This window comes from Vibrio ostreae (assembly GCF_019226825.1).
Lineage (GTDB): Bacteria > Pseudomonadota > Gammaproteobacteria > Enterobacterales > Vibrionaceae > Vibrio > Vibrio ostreae.
In genome coordinates this window covers 270,180-287,880 of record NZ_CP076643.1, presented here as the reverse complement: position 1 = coordinate 287,880, position 17,701 = coordinate 270,180, and the positions used below count along the sequence as shown (strand labels likewise).

15 protein-coding genes are annotated in these 17,701 nt (G+C 50.8%); 4 read left to right on the top strand and 11 right to left on the bottom strand.

What is annotated here, in order from left to right; all coding sequences use genetic code 11:
* Window positions 1–98: 98 nt before the first annotated feature.
* On the bottom strand, window positions 99–1,112 hold the full coding sequence (locus KNV97_RS07585; RefSeq protein WP_136482566.1) for a zinc ABC transporter substrate-binding protein: 1,014 nt from the start codon (window positions 1,110–1,112) through the stop codon (window positions 99–101).
* 85 nt (window positions 1,113–1,197) lie between these two features.
* Between KNV97_RS07585 and znuC the strand changes: the two genes are divergently transcribed.
* Together znuC and znuB are read left to right on the top strand one after the other, a co-directional pair.
* Window positions 1,198–1,986, top strand: a complete 789-nt coding sequence (gene znuC, locus KNV97_RS07580; protein ID WP_218562832.1) for a zinc ABC transporter ATP-binding protein ZnuC — start codon at window positions 1,198–1,200, stop codon at window positions 1,984–1,986.
* A complete protein-coding gene (gene znuB / locus KNV97_RS07575; protein WP_136482562.1) occupies window positions 1,979–2,761 on the top strand; it encodes a zinc ABC transporter permease subunit ZnuB in 783 nt (260 codons plus the stop codon). The genes znuC and znuB overlap by 8 nt, the downstream gene beginning before the upstream one ends.
* 157 nt (window positions 2,762–2,918) lie before the next feature.
* On the opposite strand, the gene sucD is transcribed toward znuB, so the two are convergent.
* The 8 genes from sucD to sdhC form a co-directional block, all read right to left on the bottom strand.
* Window positions 2,919–3,791 (bottom strand): succinate--CoA ligase subunit alpha, encoded by an 873-nt coding sequence (sucD, locus tag KNV97_RS07570; protein ID WP_136482559.1) that lies wholly within the window; start codon window positions 3,789–3,791, stop codon window positions 2,919–2,921.
* Window positions 3,791–4,957: an ADP-forming succinate--CoA ligase subunit beta gene (gene sucC, locus KNV97_RS07565; RefSeq protein ID WP_136482557.1), complete on the bottom strand. Its 1,167-nt coding sequence runs from the start codon at window positions 4,955–4,957 to the stop codon at window positions 3,791–3,793. Before sucC ends, sucD begins: the two co-directional genes overlap by 1 nt.
* A gap of 195 nt (window positions 4,958–5,152) precedes the next feature.
* On the bottom strand, window positions 5,153–6,361 hold the full coding sequence (gene odhB / locus KNV97_RS07560; protein ID WP_136482555.1) for a 2-oxoglutarate dehydrogenase complex dihydrolipoyllysine-residue succinyltransferase: 1,209 nt from the start codon (window positions 6,359–6,361) through the stop codon (window positions 5,153–5,155).
* Window positions 6,362–6,391: 30 nt separating this feature from the next.
* Window positions 6,392–9,202 carry a 2-oxoglutarate dehydrogenase E1 component gene (gene sucA / locus KNV97_RS07555; protein ID WP_136482553.1) on the bottom strand — a complete coding sequence of 937 codons (2,811 nt, stop codon included), beginning with the start codon at window positions 9,200–9,202 and terminating at the stop codon, window positions 6,392–6,394.
* An 86-nt stretch (window positions 9,203–9,288) separates the two neighbouring features.
* The gene (locus tag KNV97_RS07550) at window positions 9,289–9,999 is read right to left on the bottom strand and encodes a succinate dehydrogenase iron-sulfur subunit (protein ID WP_136482550.1); all 711 of its coding nucleotides are present in this window, start codon (window positions 9,997–9,999) and stop codon (window positions 9,289–9,291) included.
* 15 nt (window positions 10,000–10,014) lie between these two features.
* Window positions 10,015–11,781, bottom strand: a complete 1,767-nt coding sequence (gene sdhA / locus KNV97_RS07545) for a succinate dehydrogenase flavoprotein subunit (protein WP_218562831.1) — start codon at window positions 11,779–11,781, stop codon at window positions 10,015–10,017.
* Entirely contained in the window at window positions 11,782–12,126 is a 345-nt protein-coding gene (gene sdhD / locus KNV97_RS07540) for a succinate dehydrogenase, hydrophobic membrane anchor protein (RefSeq protein WP_136482545.1), read from the bottom strand.
* Window positions 12,120–12,512, bottom strand: coding sequence for a succinate dehydrogenase cytochrome b556 subunit (sdhC, locus tag KNV97_RS07535; protein ID WP_136482543.1), 393 nt, complete (start codon window positions 12,510–12,512; stop codon window positions 12,120–12,122). Before sdhC ends, sdhD begins: the two co-directional genes overlap by 7 nt.
* A gap of 394 nt (window positions 12,513–12,906) precedes the next feature.
* Here sdhC and KNV97_RS07530 point away from each other — a divergent pair, with 394 nt between their 5' ends.
* Entirely contained in the window at window positions 12,907–14,196 is a 1,290-nt protein-coding gene (locus tag KNV97_RS07530; RefSeq protein WP_136482541.1) for a citrate synthase, read from the top strand.
* Window positions 14,197–14,283: 87 nt separating this feature from the next.
* On the opposite strand, the gene KNV97_RS07525 is transcribed toward KNV97_RS07530, so the two are convergent.
* Window positions 14,284–15,042, bottom strand: a complete 759-nt coding sequence (locus KNV97_RS07525; protein ID WP_168796940.1) for a Nif3-like dinuclear metal center hexameric protein — start codon at window positions 15,040–15,042, stop codon at window positions 14,284–14,286.
* Window positions 15,043–15,170: 128 nt separating this feature from the next.
* Here KNV97_RS07525 and KNV97_RS07520 point away from each other — a divergent pair, with 128 nt between their 5' ends.
* Complete coding sequence (locus KNV97_RS07520) at window positions 15,171–15,929, top strand: DUF1853 family protein (RefSeq protein WP_218562830.1); 759 nt, start codon at window positions 15,171–15,173, stop codon at window positions 15,927–15,929.
* A 118-nt stretch (window positions 15,930–16,047) separates the two neighbouring features.
* Here the strand turns inward: KNV97_RS07520 and pgm are convergent, their stop codons facing one another.
* Window positions 16,048–17,694: a phosphoglucomutase (alpha-D-glucose-1,6-bisphosphate-dependent) gene (pgm, locus tag KNV97_RS07515; protein WP_218562829.1), complete on the bottom strand. Its 1,647-nt coding sequence runs from the start codon at window positions 17,692–17,694 to the stop codon at window positions 16,048–16,050.
* Window positions 17,695–17,701 lie beyond the last annotated feature (7 nt).

Sequence of the window (17,701 nt, the reverse complement as noted above, 5' to 3'; positions counted from 1 at the left end):
TGATTTATAGCGTACAAAGTTCGCTAAATAACGACATGCAAAATTCAGAGACAAAAAAAGCCAGCAGATGCTGGCTTTCGAATCAGTGCGCTAAAGAATCACTGTGCTAAACATTGATAGAAGCTATCACTGAGCTGATGCAGGAAGGTGAAATAGCTGCCCTGCTCAATCTTCACTTCCGTACCCAGAGGGTCAAGAACACCAATTTTCGCTTTACTGCCTCTGACAACCGTATCAATCACCGCCGGCTGAAACTGCGGTTCTGCAAACACACACTTGGCCTGATTATCAGCCAGAGACTGGCGGATCCGGATCAGGGTTTTTGCGCCAGGCTTACGATCAGGACTGACCGTAAAGTGACCCATGTTATTCAGGCCATAGCGCTGTTCGAAGTAACTATAACCTTCATGGAACACATAATAAGGTACAGATTGCACTGCGTAGAGCTGAGAGCGGATTTCGCTGTCCGTCTCATCAGCCTGCTTAATAAAACGCGCCAGGTTTTTGCGGTACAGGTCTGCATGTTGCGGGTCCGTCTCCTCCAGGCGCAGAGCGATAATTCCGGCCGCTTGCTTAGCCTGCTCGACACTCAGCCAGAAATGCGGGTCATGCGAGCCGTGATCATGATGATGCCCTTCATGTTCTTCATGATGTCCGTCGTCGTGCTCATCATTATGGGCAACGTGCTCATCGTGCTGGTCATGATCAGCGTGTTCTTCGTGGTGATGGTCAGCATGGTTCGCATGGCTGACATGCTCTTCATGGTCGTCATGCTCTTCCGCTTCACCGTAAGATCGCAGGACCAGTTGCGGTGATTTTTCCAGCGTCAGCACATTACTGTGACTGGCCAGAGCACGATCGAGGAAGGGTTCCAGGTCTTCTCCGAACCAGATAATCAGATCGGCATTATGAATCCGCTTTACATCTGAGGGACGAAGCGCATAATCGTGCGGTGAAGCATTCGCTGGTAACAACACATCAGGTTCAGCCACACCGGCTGTCAGCTCATGGGTAATCATCTGAATCGGTTTAATACTGGTCAGTATATTGGCCGCCAAGGCAGAATTTGAAGCAGCCGCAAGTGCGGTTAGTAAGGCAATTCTGGGTAACATGAGGATGTTGTCTCCGAGCGATAGCGTTATTAGTTTATGGATGTTACATTATAACATCACCACTTTGCAAATGAGTTCCTCTTCCATGTCACCGCTTATTGAATTACAAGACATTCGCGTTGCTTTTAACCAACGCCAGGTCCTGGATAATGTCAGCCTCACCCTTACTCGCGGTAAGATCACTACGCTGATTGGTCCCAACGGTGCAGGCAAGTCAACCCTGGTGCGGGTGCTGCTCGGTCTGCATGCGCCGGATTCAGGTCAGCTCAAGCGCGCCAAAAACCTGCGTATCGGTTACGTGCCGCAAAAACTGAAACTCAACGATACCCTGCCGTTAACCGTAAAACGTTTTCTGCAACTGGCGGGTAAATACAGTAAACAAGAACTGATCGAGGCTTTGCGTCTGGTTGGCGCCGAGCATTTGCTGCTCAATGACATGCACAAGCTGTCCGGCGGTGAAAGCCAGCGTATTCTGATTGCACGAGCCCTGTTGCGTCGTCCGGATCTGCTGGTACTGGATGAACCGGCGCAAGGAGTTGATGTCCAGGGGCAGATAGATCTGTACGATCTGATTGACACCATTCGCCAGCGTTTTGGCTGCAGTGTATTTATGGTTTCCCATGATCTGCATCTGGTGATGGCGAAAACCGATAACGTTATCTGTCTGCATCATCACATCTGTTGCTCAGGCACACCGGCCGCGATTACCCAGCATCCGAATTACATTGCCCTCTTCGGACAACCCAGCCGTGAAGCGCTGGCGTTTTACCATCACGATCACGAACACCATCACCATGATTTAGCGGGCCAGCCAGTCAAAGGCGATGCTCAGGATTGTTCCCACCATTCACATGGTCACCACCAACATGATTGAATTTCTGTTACCTTCGATTATCGCCGGGATTGGTATTGCACTGATCGCCGGCCCACTTGGCTCTTTTATCGTCTGGCGGCGTATGGCTTATTTTGGCGACACGCTGGCCCACTCTTCCCTGCTAGGACTGGCGCTGGGCTTTCTGCTCGACATCAACCTTTACCTCGCGCTGCTGGTGTGCTGTCTTGGTCTGGCTGTGATTCTGGTGGCGATGCAAAAGCAGAAGCTGATTGCCACCGATACCCTGCTCGGCATCCTCGCTCACAGTGCGTTATCGCTCGGTCTGATTGCCGTCAGCTTCCTGGATAATGTCCGCATCGATTTGATGAGTTACCTGTTTGGTGACCTGCTCGCGGTCAGTCCGTCTGATTTGATCTTCATCTGGAGTGGCGTGATTGCGGTCGGCATTGCGGTATGTGTATTCTGGCGTCCTCTGCTTTCGAGCAGTATCAACGAAGAACTGGCGTCGGTGGAAGGGACTAATACCGACTTGATGCAACTGATTCTGATGCTGCTGATTGGTCTGGTGATTGCGGTCGGTATGAAGTTTGTCGGTGCCCTGATCATGACATCGTTAATGATTATTCCGGCCGCCACGGCGCGCCGCATTGCCAAAACGCCGGAACAAATGGCCGCTATGGCGTCAGCCATTGGTATGATTTGCGTGCTATCCGGCCTGTCACTGTCATGGCATTTCGATACGCCGGCAGGCCCGTCTGTCGTGGTCAGCGCCACCACCATGTTCATTCTAAGCCATTTCTTCAAGCGCACCTGATGAATGGTTTACATGTCAAAAAGCGATGAGTTGCTCGACCAGCAATGCGGACAGACTGAGAGAACAGATAGTCGCAATCAACATTGTCAGCAATAAAAAAACTGTCAGCCATAAAAAAACCCGGGAAAACCCGGGTTTTTCTCAATTCGCCAGCGAATTACCAGCCAGTCACTTCACGCAGTGCTGAACCGATATCTGCCAGGCTTTTCACTGTTTTCACGCCTGCTGATTCCAGTGCCGCAAACTTCTCGTCTGCCGTACCTTTACCACCAGAGATGATTGCACCAGCGTGGCCCATGCGCTTGCCCGGAGGAGCAGTAACACCCGCGATGTAAGAAACAACCGGTTTGGTTACGTTCTCTTTGATGAACGCTGCCGCTTCTTCTTCCGCAGTACCACCGATTTCGCCGATCATAACAATCGCCTCGGTTTCCGGATCTTCCTGGAACAGTTTCAGAATATCGATGAAGTTAGAACCCGGAATTGGGTCGCCACCGATACCAACACAGGTAGACTGACCGAAGCCTTCATCAGTCGTCTGTTTTACTGCTTCATAAGTCAGCGTACCTGAACGAGATACGATGCCGACTTTACCTTTACGGTGAATGTGACCAGGCATGATACCAATCTTACACTCATCCGGAGTAATAACACCCGGACAGTTAGGGCCGATCATACGTACGCCGGTTTCTTCCAGTTTCACTTTCACGTCAATCATATCCGTTGTCGGGATACCTTCAGTGATAGTGACGATAAGCTGGATACCCGCATCAATCGCTTCCAGAATCGCATCTTTACAGAAAGGCGCTGGTACGTAGATAACGGTTGCCGTTGCACCTGTGGCTTCTACTGCTTCACGTACGGTGTTAAACACTGGCAGACCCAGATGTGTTTGACCGCCTTTGCCCGGAGAAACACCACCCACCATTTGTGTACCGTAAGCGATCGCCTGCTCTGAGTGGAAGGTACCTTGTCCGCCGGTAAAACCCTGACAGATTACTTTGGTGTCTTTGTTAATTAATACAGACATTATTTGCCCTCCGCTGCAGCAACAACTTTCTGCGCTGCGTCAGTAAGCGACTCAGCTGCAATGATATCCAGACCTGACTTAGCCAGTACTTCGCGGCCCAGGTCCGCGTTAGTGCCTTCAAGGCGAACGACAACCGGCACAGTTACGCCGACTTCTTTCACAGCACCGATGATGCCTTCAGCGATCATGTCACAACGCACGATACCGCCGAAGATGTTAACCAGTACGGCTTTTACGTTGTCATCAGACAGGATAATCTTGAACGCTTCTGCAACGCGTTCTTTAGTAGCACCGCCGCCGACATCCAGGAAGTTAGCCGGTTTGCCGCCGTGCAGGTTCACGATGTCCATGGTACCCATTGCCAGGCCAGCACCGTTTACCATACAACCTACGTTACCATCCAGAGCAACATAGTTCAGTTCCCATTGCGCTGCGTGCGCTTCACGGGCATCTTCTTGTGAAGGATCGTGCATTTCACGCAGTTTTGGCTGACGGTACAGAGCGTTAGAGTCGATGTTGATCTTACCATCCAGACACAGCAGGTTGCCTTCACCGGTCAGAACCAGAGGGTTGATCTCCAGCAGAGCCAAGTCGTACTGAGCGAACATCTGGCCCAGACCCATGAAGATTTTAACGAACTGTTTGATCTGATCGCCTTGCAGGCCCAGTTTGAATGCCAGTTCGCGGCCTTGGTATGCCTGAGGGCCAACCAATGGATCAATCGCTGCTTTGTGAATCAGTTCCGGAGTCTCTTCCGCAACTTTCTCGATTTCCACGCCACCTTCAGTCGATGCCATGAAAACGATACGACGGGTCGAACGGTCAACAACGGCACCCAGGTACAGTTCATTAGCGATGTTTGACGCTTCTTCTACCAGGATCTTAGTCACTGGCTGACCATTCGCATCTGTCTGGTAAGTGACCAGGTTTTTACCCAGCCATTTCTGTGCGAATTCTTTGACACCTTCTTTGGTGTCGTGCAGTTCTACGCCGCCCGCTTTACCGCGGCCACCTGCGTGAACCTGACATTTAACTACTTTTTTTGCCGTCGAAATACGGCCAGCCGCTTCAAAAGCTTCCTGTGGCGTATCACATGCATAGCCTTCTGGCACAGGCAATCCGAATTCTGCAAACAGCTGTTTGGCTTGGTATTCATGCAAATTCATTGATCTATTCCGTTTGTTCTTCCCTTAAGGGACTTATAATTTCCATGACGCGTTCACAGTTACTGTCGCGCGTCTGTAGGGTCTTCTCAAATCAACTGCGCAAGACAGTTCATATGAAGGCCGGACGTTGAGCAGTCTAGCCTTAGCCGCAATCAAACGTCTAGCTATCGGCGATAACTAGACGTTTCAGCGATATTAAACGTCTAACAGCAGACGTGTTGGGTCTTCCAGCAACTCTTTGATGGTTACCAGGAAGCCAACTGACTCACGACCGTCGATTAAACGGTGGTCGTAAGACAGCGCCAGATACATCATTGGCAGGATTTCAATCTTGCCGTCGACAACCATGGCACGGTCCTGGATTTTGTGCATACCCAGAATAGCCGCTTGTGGCGGGTTGATGATTGGCGTTGACATCAGGGAACCAAACACACCACCGTTAGTGATAGTGAAGTTACCGCCAGTCAGTTCGTCAACCGTCAGTTTGCCGTCACGACCTTTCACTGCCAGCTCTTTGATACCTTTTTCGATCTGAGCCATGCCCAGTGTATCTGAGTCTTTCAGTACCGGAGTCACCAGACCACGTGGCGTAGAAACCGCGATGCTGATATCGAAGAAATTGTGGTAAACAATCTCGTCGCCGTCGATTGACGCATTCACTTCAGGGAAACGTTTCAGCGCTTCGGTCACCGCTTTAACGTAGAAAGACATGAAGCCCAGACGGATGCCGTGTTTCTTCTCAAACACATCCTGGTACTGCTTACGCAGATCCATGATAGGTTTCATGTTGACTTCGTTAAACGTGGTCAGCATAGCAGTGCTGTTTTTCGCTTCCAGCAGACGCTCAGCCACACGCTTACGCAGGCGGGTCATTGGAACGCGTTTTTCACTGCGTGCTGCAACCGGAGCCTGAACAGGTGCTTCTTGTGCTGCCTGAGGCGCTTTCTTATCAGCAGCCAGGAAGGCTTCGATGTCTTCACGAGTGATGCGACCGCCAACACCCGTACCTTTCACCTGAGAGGCTTCCAGGTTATGTTCAGCCAGCAGACGACGAACCGCCGGGCTCAGTGCATCGTTGCTCTCTTCCGTCAGTGTCGCTTTATGGCGTTTGTCTGGTGAAGATTCGCTTGCACTGGTGGTGTCCTTAGTCGGCTCACCGGCAACCGCGCCTTTTTTGATGCGAGCCAGCAGTTGCTTAGACAGTACGGTCGAGCCTTCCTCTTCCAGAATAGCTTCCAGCACGCCATCTTCAGGAGCCGGAACTTCCAGTACTACTTTGTCGGTTTCAATTTCTACAATCACTTCATCGCGTGCAACGGCGTCACCTGGTTGTTTGTGCCATGTCGCAACGGTTGCGTCTGCTACTGATTCAGGTAAATCTGGAACCAGAATTTCAACTGTCATATCTATGTCTTCCTTTTTTAGTTCTAGTTCTTAAGCTAGGGTCAGAGCGTCTTCAACCAACGCTTTTTGTTGTTTCAAGTGTACCGACATGTAACCTACTGCTGGTGAAGCAGAAGCAGGACGGCCTGCATATTTCAGATCCGCACCAGCTGGGATGGCTGCGCGGAAGTTGTGCTGGCTAGAGTACCAGGCGCCTTGGTTTTGCGGCTCTTCCTGACACCAAACATAGTCCACCACATTGGTGTACGGGGCGATAGCAGCCTGTACTTCTTCAATCGGGAATGGGTACAGCTGTTCGATACGTACAATCGCGACGTCTTCCTGCTCGTTACTGCGGCGCTGTTCCAGCAGGTCGTAGTAAACTTTACCTGAACAGAACACCACGCGTTTCACCTTGGCAGGGTCCAGCGTGTCGATTTCCGGAATTGCGGCCTGGAATGCCCCCTCAGCCAGCTCTTCCATGCTGGAAACACACAGCGGATGACGCAGCAGCGATTTCGGTGACATCACGATCAGCGGACGACGCATCTTACGCACCACCTGACGACGCAGCATGTGGTAAACCTGAGCCGGAGTCGACGGTACAACAACCTGCATATTCTGCTCAGCACACAACTGCAAGTAACGCTCAAGGCGAGCAGAGGAGTGCTCTGGGCCCTGACCTTCATAACCGTGTGGCAGTAGCATAGTCAGGCCGCACAAGCGTCCCCACTTCTGCTCACCGGAAGAGATGAACTGGTCCACCACCACCTGAGCTCCGTTGGCAAAGTCACCAAACTGCGCTTCCCAGATAGTCAGGCCGCCGGGTTCTGCTGTGGCATAACCATATTCGAACGCCAGTACTGCCTCTTCTGACAGAACCGAGTCAATCACTTCGAACGGACCCTGGTTGTCATGAATGTTGCTCAGCGGAATGTAAGTGCTGGCATCGCCCTGGTTGTGCAGAACTGAATGACGGTGGAAAAAGGTTCCACGACCGGAATCCTGACCTGAGAGACGGATACGTTTGCTGTCATCCACCAAAGTGGCGTAAGCCAGTGTTTCCGCCATACCCCAGTCGAGCATTTTTTCGCCGGAAAGCATCGCGCGACGGTCGTTGTAGATTTTATCTACCCGGCTTTGCAGCTTGTGGCTTTCAGGATACTGACAAACACGCTGACCCAGTTCTTGCAGACGCTCAAGCGGGTATTTGTTGGCCCACTCTTCATTCCACTCATGGCCCAGGTATGGTGACCAGTCAACCGAGTGCATCGTCATCGGACGCCACTCTTTCACTACGACTTCGCCGCGGTCCAGAGCATCGCGATATTCATTCACCAGCTGAGTCGCGGTTTCGATATCACTTTCTTTACGGTCAATCAGCACATCCGCGTACAGCTTACGAGGTGTCGGATGCTTTTTGATTTTCTGATACATCAGAGGCTGAGTCGCATTTGGCTCATCCGCTTCATTGTGACCATGCCGGCGGTAACATACCAGGTCAATCACTACGTCGCGTTTGAACTCATTACGATAATCCAGCGCCAGACGGGTAACGAAAGCAACCGCTTCCGGATCATCCGAGTTAACGTGGAAAATCGGCGCCTGAACCATCTTCGCAATGTCAGTACAGTACATGGTCGAGCGAGTATCACGAGGGTTGGAGGTAGTAAAGCCGACCTGATTATTCACCACGATGCGAACCGTACCGCCCACGCAGTAACCGCGCGCCAGAGACATGTTGAAGGTTTCAGCCACGACACCCTGACCGGCAACAGCAGAGTCACCGTGGATGGTAATTGGCAGAACTTTGCTACCGTCATCATCGCCGAGACGATCCTGACGAGCGCGTACCGAGCCCATAACCACAGGGTTGACGATTTCCAGGTGTGATGGGTTGAATGCTAGTGCTAAATGCACATCACCACCAGGCGTTGCAAAGTCAGCCGAGAAACCCTGGTGATATTTCACATCACCGGTACCCCAGGTTTCGTCATGCTTACCTGCAAACTCATCGAACAGATCCTGCGGTTTCTTACCCAGAACGTTGACCAGCATATTCAGACGGCCACGGTGCGCCATCCCGATGACCACTTCACGCATACCGGTTTTACCCGCATGACGAATCAGTTCTTTGGTCATTGGAATCATCGCGTCGCCACCTTCCAGTGAGAAACGCTTTGCACCCGGGAATTTTGCCCCCAGATAGCGTTCCAGACCTTCAGCTGCGGTTAATTCTTCCAGGAAAGTTTGCTTTTCATCCAGAGTGAACGACGGCTGTCCGACCACAGGCTCAAGACGTTGCTGAATCCAACGTTTTTGCTCTGTGTCTGTCATGTGCATGTATTCTGCACCAACCGAGCCACAATAGATGTTGTTGAGAGATTGATAGATGTCTTTCAGACGCATGGTTTCTTTGCCAACCGCAAATGAACCTACGTTGAAAGTTTCTTCCATATCTTCGGCAGTCAGGCTGTGGAAAGAGGGGTCTAATTCCGCCACAGGAGGGCGTTTCCACAATCCGAGAGGGTCCAATTGGGCTGCTTCGTGTCCGCGAAAGCGGTATGCGTTAATCAGCTGTAGGACTTTTACTTGTTTTGCATCGACTTCAGGATCACTAACTTGGACACTGTAATGCTTTGTTTCTTGAGCGAGTCGTCTGAAGTAGTCACGGACACGTGAATGTGGCTGTTCTGCCACATTGTCGGGTTGCGCAGGCAGCCCTTCAAAAACACGTTTCCACTCCTCACTGACCAGATCGGGATCACTTAGATACAGTTCGTAGAGGTCCTCTACGTAAGTTGCATTGGCGCCAGCCAAGTGTGAAGACTCGAGCCATGCCTTCATCACGCCGTTGTGCATTATTTTCCCTTAACCAGTAGTTTTCACGTTTGCTTCGGTCTACGCCGAGCTAATAAACGCAGGCCCGCAGGCCTGCAATTTTTTATCTAAACCGAACGGTTTACCAGCATCGACTTGATATGGCCGATTGCTTTCGTCGGATTCAATCCTTTCGGACAAACACTTACACAGTTCATGATGCCGTGGCAACGGAAAACGCTGAATGCGTCATCAAGATTGGATAAGCGTTCGTCTGTCGCGGTGTCGCGGCTGTCGATCAACCAACGATAAGCGGCCAGTAAGCCCGCAGGACCGATAAATTTGTCCGGATTCCACCAGAATGATGGGCAGGACGTTGTACAACATGCACACATGATACATTCATACAAGCCATCAAGATGTGCGCGATCTTCCGGAGATTGCAGATTCTCACGCGATGGTGGTAATGCATCGTCAGCAATCAGGAATGGTTTCACTTTGGCGTAGTTATCGTAGAACTGAGTCATATCAACGATCAGGTCACGAATTACCGGCAGACCTGGCAGCGGACGAATCACAATTTTGTCGCCTTTTAACGCCGACAATGGAGTGATACACGCCAGACCATTTTTACCATTCATGTTAAGACCGTCCGAGCCACACACACCTTCACGGCATGAACGGCGGAACGCAATCGACGGGTCTTGCTCTTTGAGCAGAATCAGCGCATCCAGAACCATCATGTCAGAGCCTTCTTCCACTTCAAGCACGTAGTCTTTCATGTAAGGCTTTTTATCGACATCCGGATTGTAGCGGTACAGAGAGAAGTTCATTTTCATCAGTCAGTCCTCCTCTTAGTAAGTACGTACTTTTGGCGGGAACGCTTCGCGGTGAACCGGCGTCATGTTGACATCACGCTTGTTCATCTGCTCAGTTTCCGGGTTGTAAATCGAGTGGCACAGCCAGTTTGCATCGTCACGATCAGGGAAGTCGAAACGAGCGTGGGCACCGCGGCTTTCGGTACGGTAGTTCGCTGCAACCGCAGTCGAGAAAGCGGTTTCCATCAGGTTATCCAGCTCCAGACACTCAACGCGCTGGGTGTTGAATTCCTGTGACTTGTCCGCCAGATGAGCATCTTTCAGACGTTCACGAATCACTTTCAGCTCTTCCAGGCCGTTTGCCATTGCATCACCTTCACGGAATACCGAGAAGCTGTTTTGCATGCAACGTTGCAGGTCTTTACGGATTTGCACCGGATCTTCGCCGCCCTTGCTGTTTTCCCAACGCATGGTACGCGCCAGTGAAGCTTCAATGTCTGACTCAGTTGCCGGACGAGCCTCAGCCTGTGCAGCCAGGGTTTCACCCAGGTGCAGGCCGGTTGCACGGCCGAATACCACCAGGTCAAGCAGCGAGTTGCCACCCAGACGGTTGGCACCGTGGACCGATACAGAAGCAATTTCACCACAGGCAAACAGACCCTGAACTTCAACGTCCTGACCTGCTGCCGTTTGCTTGATAGCCTGACCGGAAACCTGCGTTGGAACACCACCCATCATATAGTGACAGGTCGGGATAACCGGAATCGGTTCTTTCACCGGATCAACGTGAGCAAAGGTACGTGACAATTCACAGATACCAGGCAGACGAGACTCAAGCACGTCTTTACCCAAATGATCCAGTTTCAGCTTGATGTGCGGGCCCCACGGACCATCGCAACCACGGCCTTCACGGATCTCGATCATCATTGAACGCGCTACCACGTCACGACCAGCCAGGTCTTTGGCGTTGGGTGCGTAACGCTCCATGAAACGTTCGCCGTCTTTATTAAGCAGGTAACCACCTTCACCACGACAGCCTTCGGTCACCAGCACGCCGGCGCCGGCAATGCCGGTTGGGTGGAATTGCCACATTTCCATATCCTGCATAGGTACGCCAGCGCGCAGAGCCATACCAACACCATCACCGGTGTTAATGTGCGCGTTAGTGGTCGATGCGTAAATACGGCCTGCACCACCCGTTGCCAGAACCGTTGCCTTCGCTTTGAAGTAACAGATCTCGCCGGTTTCCATGCACAGTGCGGTACAACCCATCACAGCACCATCCTGGTTTTTCACCAGATCCAGTGCGTACCATTCTGAGAAAATGGTGGTTTTATGTTTAATGTTTTGTTGATAAAGAGTATGTAGCAGTGCGTGACCAGTACGGTCAGCCGCTGCTGCAGTACGTGCAGCCTGCTCGCCACCAAACTCTTTAGACTGGCCACCAAACGGACGCTGATAAATCGAGCCATTTTCGAAACGAGAGAATGGCAGACCCATTTTCTCCAGCTCAATTACCGATTCCGGGCCATTTTTACACATGTATTCGATAGCGTTCTGGTCACCGATGTAATCAGAACCTTTTACGGTGTCATACATGTGCCATTGCCAATTATCTTTGTGCGAGTTGCCCAGTGCCACTGTGATACCGCCTTGCGCCGATACCGTGTGAGAACGAGTTGGAAACACTTTTGACAACAGAGCACAAGTCAAACCTTGCTCTGAAATTTGCAGTGCTGCACGCATGCCAGCACCACCTGCGCCGATTACTACGGCATCAAACTCACGAACTGGAATAGTCACTTACGCACCCCACAATACAAATAGGCCAGAGAAAAAGTATCCGAACAACACGGCGATCACGACAAGCTGCAAACCGCCACGCAGTTTAGCGCACTTGACGTAGTCGGTCAGAACCTGCCACAAGCCGATCCAGCCGTGGATAAGGATGCATACCAAGGCCAGCATAGTGAACACTTTGGTAAACGTGCCGCCGAAGAACTCGGTCCAGGAAACGTAAGAGATATCAGTAAATGCACAAAAGGCAACGATATAGATGGTGTACAGAGTCATGATGATTGCGCTGGCGCGAATCAACAGAAAATCATGAACCCCGTTACGACCAAATGAGGAAACGTGTTTTACCATACCAAAACCCCCGCCAACAGAGAGAGAACCACAGTAGCGCCGAACGCCACTTTCGCGCTCTGCGCACCAGACTCAAGCTCTTCAAAATAGCCAAGGTCCATAAGTAAATGACGAACACCACCAGCGATGTGGTACGCCAATGCGGTCAGAATACCCCACAGAATAAATTTCACGAAGAAACCGCCAACGATATCGCTCGCTTCGATGAACCCTTCTTGGGAGGATAATGACATGGATAATAACCAAAGCAGAATTCCGATTGCTACAAACGTAATAACCCCCGCCACGCGGTGAAGGATAGAAGCGATTGCTGTGATCGGAAAGCTGATGGTCTGCAGATCTAAATTAACAGGTCTAGACTTTCTTTCTTTCACGGGCTTGCTCACTCAGCTCCATTGAGCATTTATAGTTATGGATGAAATTTGGTGGCAAACCCACAAAAGTTAACATTTATTTAACCTTTACCCGCTTAAACACCGGAATAAGATTGTAAAACATTTGTTAACAAAGGAGAGAAGCTATCACCTCACCGTTATAGCTAACCCTTAATTTATAAGGTTTCCACCAAAATTTGCCACGCCAATATACGGCTAGCAACATTCTACAACAATTGATGTAACAATTTTTGCTACACAGAACAGATTTTTAACTTTATATGTATAAAAAATCAAAGTAAGTGCACACATCGGGTGAGATTAATTGACTTTAACCAAGATCAGACGTACAAGAATGGCACACAAACATCCTGGACGGATTAAATAATAAACAAAGGAGATTGTTATGGCAGATAAGAAAGCGACCCTTCATATCGAAGGCAAAGCGCCAATCGAACTGCCGATTATGGATGGCTCACTGGGCCCTCAGGTAATCGACGTTCGTAAATTAGGTTCAAATGGTTACTTCACTTTTGACCCTGGTTTTCTTGCCACTGCATCTTGTGAATCTCAAATCACTTATATCGATGGTGACAAAGGTGTTCTGCTACACCGCGGTTTCCCTATCGACCAGTTAGCCAATAACGCTGATTACCTAGAAGTGTGTTATATTCTGCTTTACGGTGAAGCCCCTAATCGCGATCAGTACGAAGAATTCAAACGTACCGTTACTCGTCACACTATGGTCCATGAGCAAATCGCAAGCTTTTTCCACGGCTTCCGTCGTGATGCTCACCCAATGGCAGTAATGTGTGGCGTGGTGGGTGCCCTGGCAGCCTTCTACCATGATTCACTGGACATCAACAACGACTCGCACCGGGAAATCGCTGCGTACCGTCTACTGTCTAAAATGCCTACACTGGCAGCAATGTGTTATAAATACTCAACAGGTCAACCGTTTATCTACCCACGCAATGATCTGGGCTACGCTGAAAACTTCCTGCACATGATGTTCGCAACACCATGTGAGGAGTACGAAGTGAACCCGGTTGTCGCCCGTGCGATGGACAAGATCTTTACTCTGCACGCAGACCATGAACAAAACGCCTCGACGTCAACAGTTCGTCTGGCTGGTTCTTCTGGTGCTAACCCATTTGCATGTATTGCCGCCGGTATTGCATCGCTATGGGGTCCGGCTCACGGCGGCGCGAACGAAGCGTGTCTGCGTATGCTGGAAGAGATTGGGTCAGTTGATCAGATCCCTGAGTATGTTGAACGTGCGAAAGACAAAGATGACCCATTCCGTCTGATGGGCTTCGGTCACCGCGTGTACAAAAACTATGACCCGCGTGCAACTGTAATGCGCGAAGCGTGTCACGAAGTGCTGAAAGAGCTCAGCATCAAGGATCCACTGCTGGATGTGGCGATGGAACTTGAGCGTATCGCTCTGTCTGATGAATACTTCATCGAGAAGAAACTCTACCCGAACGTAGACTTCTATTCCGGTATTATTCTGAAAGCGATCGGTATCCCGGTGTCTATGTTCACTGTAATCTTCGCGATGTCGCGGACTATCGGCTGGATTGCTCACTGGAATGAAATGCACAGCGACCCGGGCAGCCGTATCGGTCGTCCACGTCAGCTGTACACTGGTCAGGGTCTGCGTGACTTCGTGCCTCTGCACGAACGCGAATAATAGCCAGATGTTTGTTGTGTGATAACAAAGAGCGAGGCCAGGCCTCGCTCTTTTCATTAGTATCGCGCATTGAGTTCAGATTGTCCGTTATACCGGATTATCAATATCGACAAATTCAACCTCAAATCCGTGCTCGGCCGCCAGCCACTCCCCCAGCGCCTTCACCCCATAGCGTTCCGTAGCATGATGGCCCGCAGAGAAATAATGAATGTTAAGCTCACGAGCACTGTATGTGGTGCGTTCTGAGATTTCACCGGAGATAAACGCATCCATACCCTGCGCTGCCGCCAGTTCAATATAATCCTGACCACCACCGGTACACCAGGCGACTTTTTTAATCGGTTTGTCTGCCATCTCCGGGGCAATGTGCAGCGGTGCCCGGCTGAGTACCTGGCTGATACGCTGTGCCAATTGATCTCCGCTGAGCGCCTCAGCCAATGAACCATACATCGCCACCGATTGCGGATGCCCTTCAAGTCCACCTTCAACCTTAATACCCAGTCGCTTGGCCAGTTGCGCGTTATTACCCAGCTCAGGATGGATATCAAGTGGTAAATGATAGGCCAGCAGGTTGATATCATGCTTAATTAACTGACGGATGCGCGTACCTTTCATACCGCGAATCGCCTCATTTTCACCTTTCCAGAAATAGCCATGATGGACCAGCAACGCATCAGCATTAAGCTCTATCGCTTTTTCTATCAGCGCCTTAGATGCTGTCACACCGGTAACAATTTTTTTGACTTCCGATTTACCCTCAACCTGCAAACCGTTCGGGCAATAATCTTTAATCAGCTGTGGCGACAGCGTGTCATTGAGCAACATTTCAAGTTGTAAATTATTCATCATTGATCCCATTGCCTGATATTCATGGCGTGGTTATAACATTTTCATTTTAAAACTGACAATTTCCCGCTTACGCTACCAATTTCGCGCTAAAATGTCGAAAAGAACACTGACGGAACGAGACAATTATGGATCTGGAACAACTCACCCACTGGGTAGCCACTACCCCATCACTGTTTGAATCTGCCCCGCCGATTGCCGGCACACCGCCATTTCGTAAGCCCGCTTCGCAGAAATGGGCTGAATATCAGGGCAACCGCCGTCTGGGCTTTCTTTATCAGCATTTATGTTTGCAACTCTTCTCTGCCACGCCGCGTTATCACTCTGTATCGGACGAGATTCAGCTCAATCAACATGGCCGTACACTGGGCTCCATCGATTTTATCGTTAAAAACAGCAAAACCGAGCAGTATGAGCACTGGGAAGTCGCGGTAAAGTTTTATCTGCTCCAGAATGGGCTATGGTACGGCCCGAATGCCCAGGACCGACTGGATCTCAAACTGGCCCATATGCTCAACCACCAGTTGCCGATGTCAACCAACGATGCGTTCATCAAAACCTATCCTTTATGGGCCAATGCACAACCCAATTTGCTGATGCAGGGACGTCTGTACGTCAATCCGTTCGAGCCGGAAACCGTGCCCGAAGACTGTCTGGGCTTTCGCCTCAATCAGTCGCAGGTCAGCGGATACTGGTGTTATGATCATCAGTTCGCTCAGATAGAAGAACCACTTTACCTGCTGGACAAATCACAATGGCTGACCGGGCGCAGCGCGGATACCGAGCGTTTTCACGGCGACGCCGACGGTTTTGTCCACTGCCAGAGTGAATCCGGCCAATTCTGGTTTGTGGTTCCTCGCGACTGGCCCCACAATATCGGCGCGTAATCCGAACGCCTCGACAATCACGCTGTACTCGGGCAGACAAACCGGAAACTGCAGAGATAAAAAGAGGCGCTCAGTGCGCCTCTTCACGTCATAGTCTTCAACCGCCTCACTCAGCCGATCACAGTCCGGCGTCTTTAAACACCTGGTTCACGATATCCTGAGCTTCTTGCTCTATTTGCTGCAGATGCGCTTCACCTTTGAAACTCTCACAGTAAATCTTGTAGATATCTTCGGTGCCGGAAGGACGCGCCGCAAACCAGCCAAAATCACTGGTCACTTTCAGGCCGCCAATCGCTGCACCATTGCCCGGCGCATGGGTAAGACGGGCAGTAATCGCATCACCAGCCAGAGTCTGGGCTGACACCATTTCAGGTGACAGCTTTTTCAATACCTCTTTTTGCGGGCCGTTCGCGACCGCCTGAATCCGGTTGTAGTGTGAATCACCATGTTTGGCCGCCAGCTCGTCATAGTACTGCTGCGGCGTTTTACCGGTCACAGCCGTAATTTCCGCGGCCAGCAAACACAGAATGATGCCGTCTTTGTCGGTTGACCACGGCGTACCATCTTTACGCAGGAAAGAGGCGCCAGCGCTCTCTTCACCACCAAAACCAAAGCTGCCGTTGTACAGCCCATCTACAAACCATTTGAAGCCGACCGGCACTTCGCACAGTTCACGGCCCAAATCCGCCACCACTTTGTCGATCATGGCACTAGAAACCAGGGTTTTACCGACAGCGACATCTTTACCCCAGCCGTCACGATGGCGGTACAGGTAATCGATACACACCGCAAGGAAGTGGTTCGGATTCATCAAACCTTTCGGAGTCACGATGCCATGACGGTCATAATCCGGGTCATTGCCAAACGCCAGGTCGTACTCATCTTTCAATGCCAGCAGACCGGCCATCGCATACGGCGAAGAACAGTCCATACGAATGACACCGTCTTTATCCAGTGACATGAACTGGAAGCTGGGATCAATCGCTTCACTGACCAGGGTCAGATTCAGATTGTAGGCCTTCCCGATCTGGCGCCAATAATCAATACCACTGCCGCCGAGTGGGTCCACACCCAGTTTCAGGTTAGCTTTTTGAATCGCCGCCATATCAACCACATTCACCAGGTCGTCAATATAAGGCTTAACCAAATCCACCCGTTTAAACAATGCAGACTGTTTCGCCTCGCCAATCGGCAGGCGTTTTACTCCCTTCATCCCCTCGGCAATCAGCTGATTAGCACGGTTTTCAATCGCCTGGGTCAGTTCACCTTCCGCCGGGCCGCCATGAGTCGGGTTATATTTGATGCCGCCGTCCTGGGGCGGGTTGTGCGACGGGGTAATGACGATACCATCCGCTTTTTCGGCGTGGTCACGGTTGTAGGTCAAAATGGCATGGGAAATACCCGGCGTCGGCGTATAACCGTTGTCCTGCTGAACAATCACTTCAACGCCGTTGGCAATCAGGACTTCGATCACGCTGCTGAAGGCAGGTTCAGACAACGCATGGGTATCTTTACCAACGAACAGCGGACCTGAAGTCTTTTGCTCGGTACGGACTTCAACGATCGCCTGGGCGATCGCCAGAATATGGTTCTCGTTAAATGTGGATTTATCCGCAGTACCGCGATGCCCTGAGGTGCCAAATTCCACTTTGTGTTGCGGATTGCTTGGATCAGGCTGCAACAGATAGTAGTTAGCAACAAGCGCGGGAATATTATGCAGGTCCTGCTGTTGGGCTTTTTGTCCTGCACGTGGGTGCATTGGCATAGGAGAC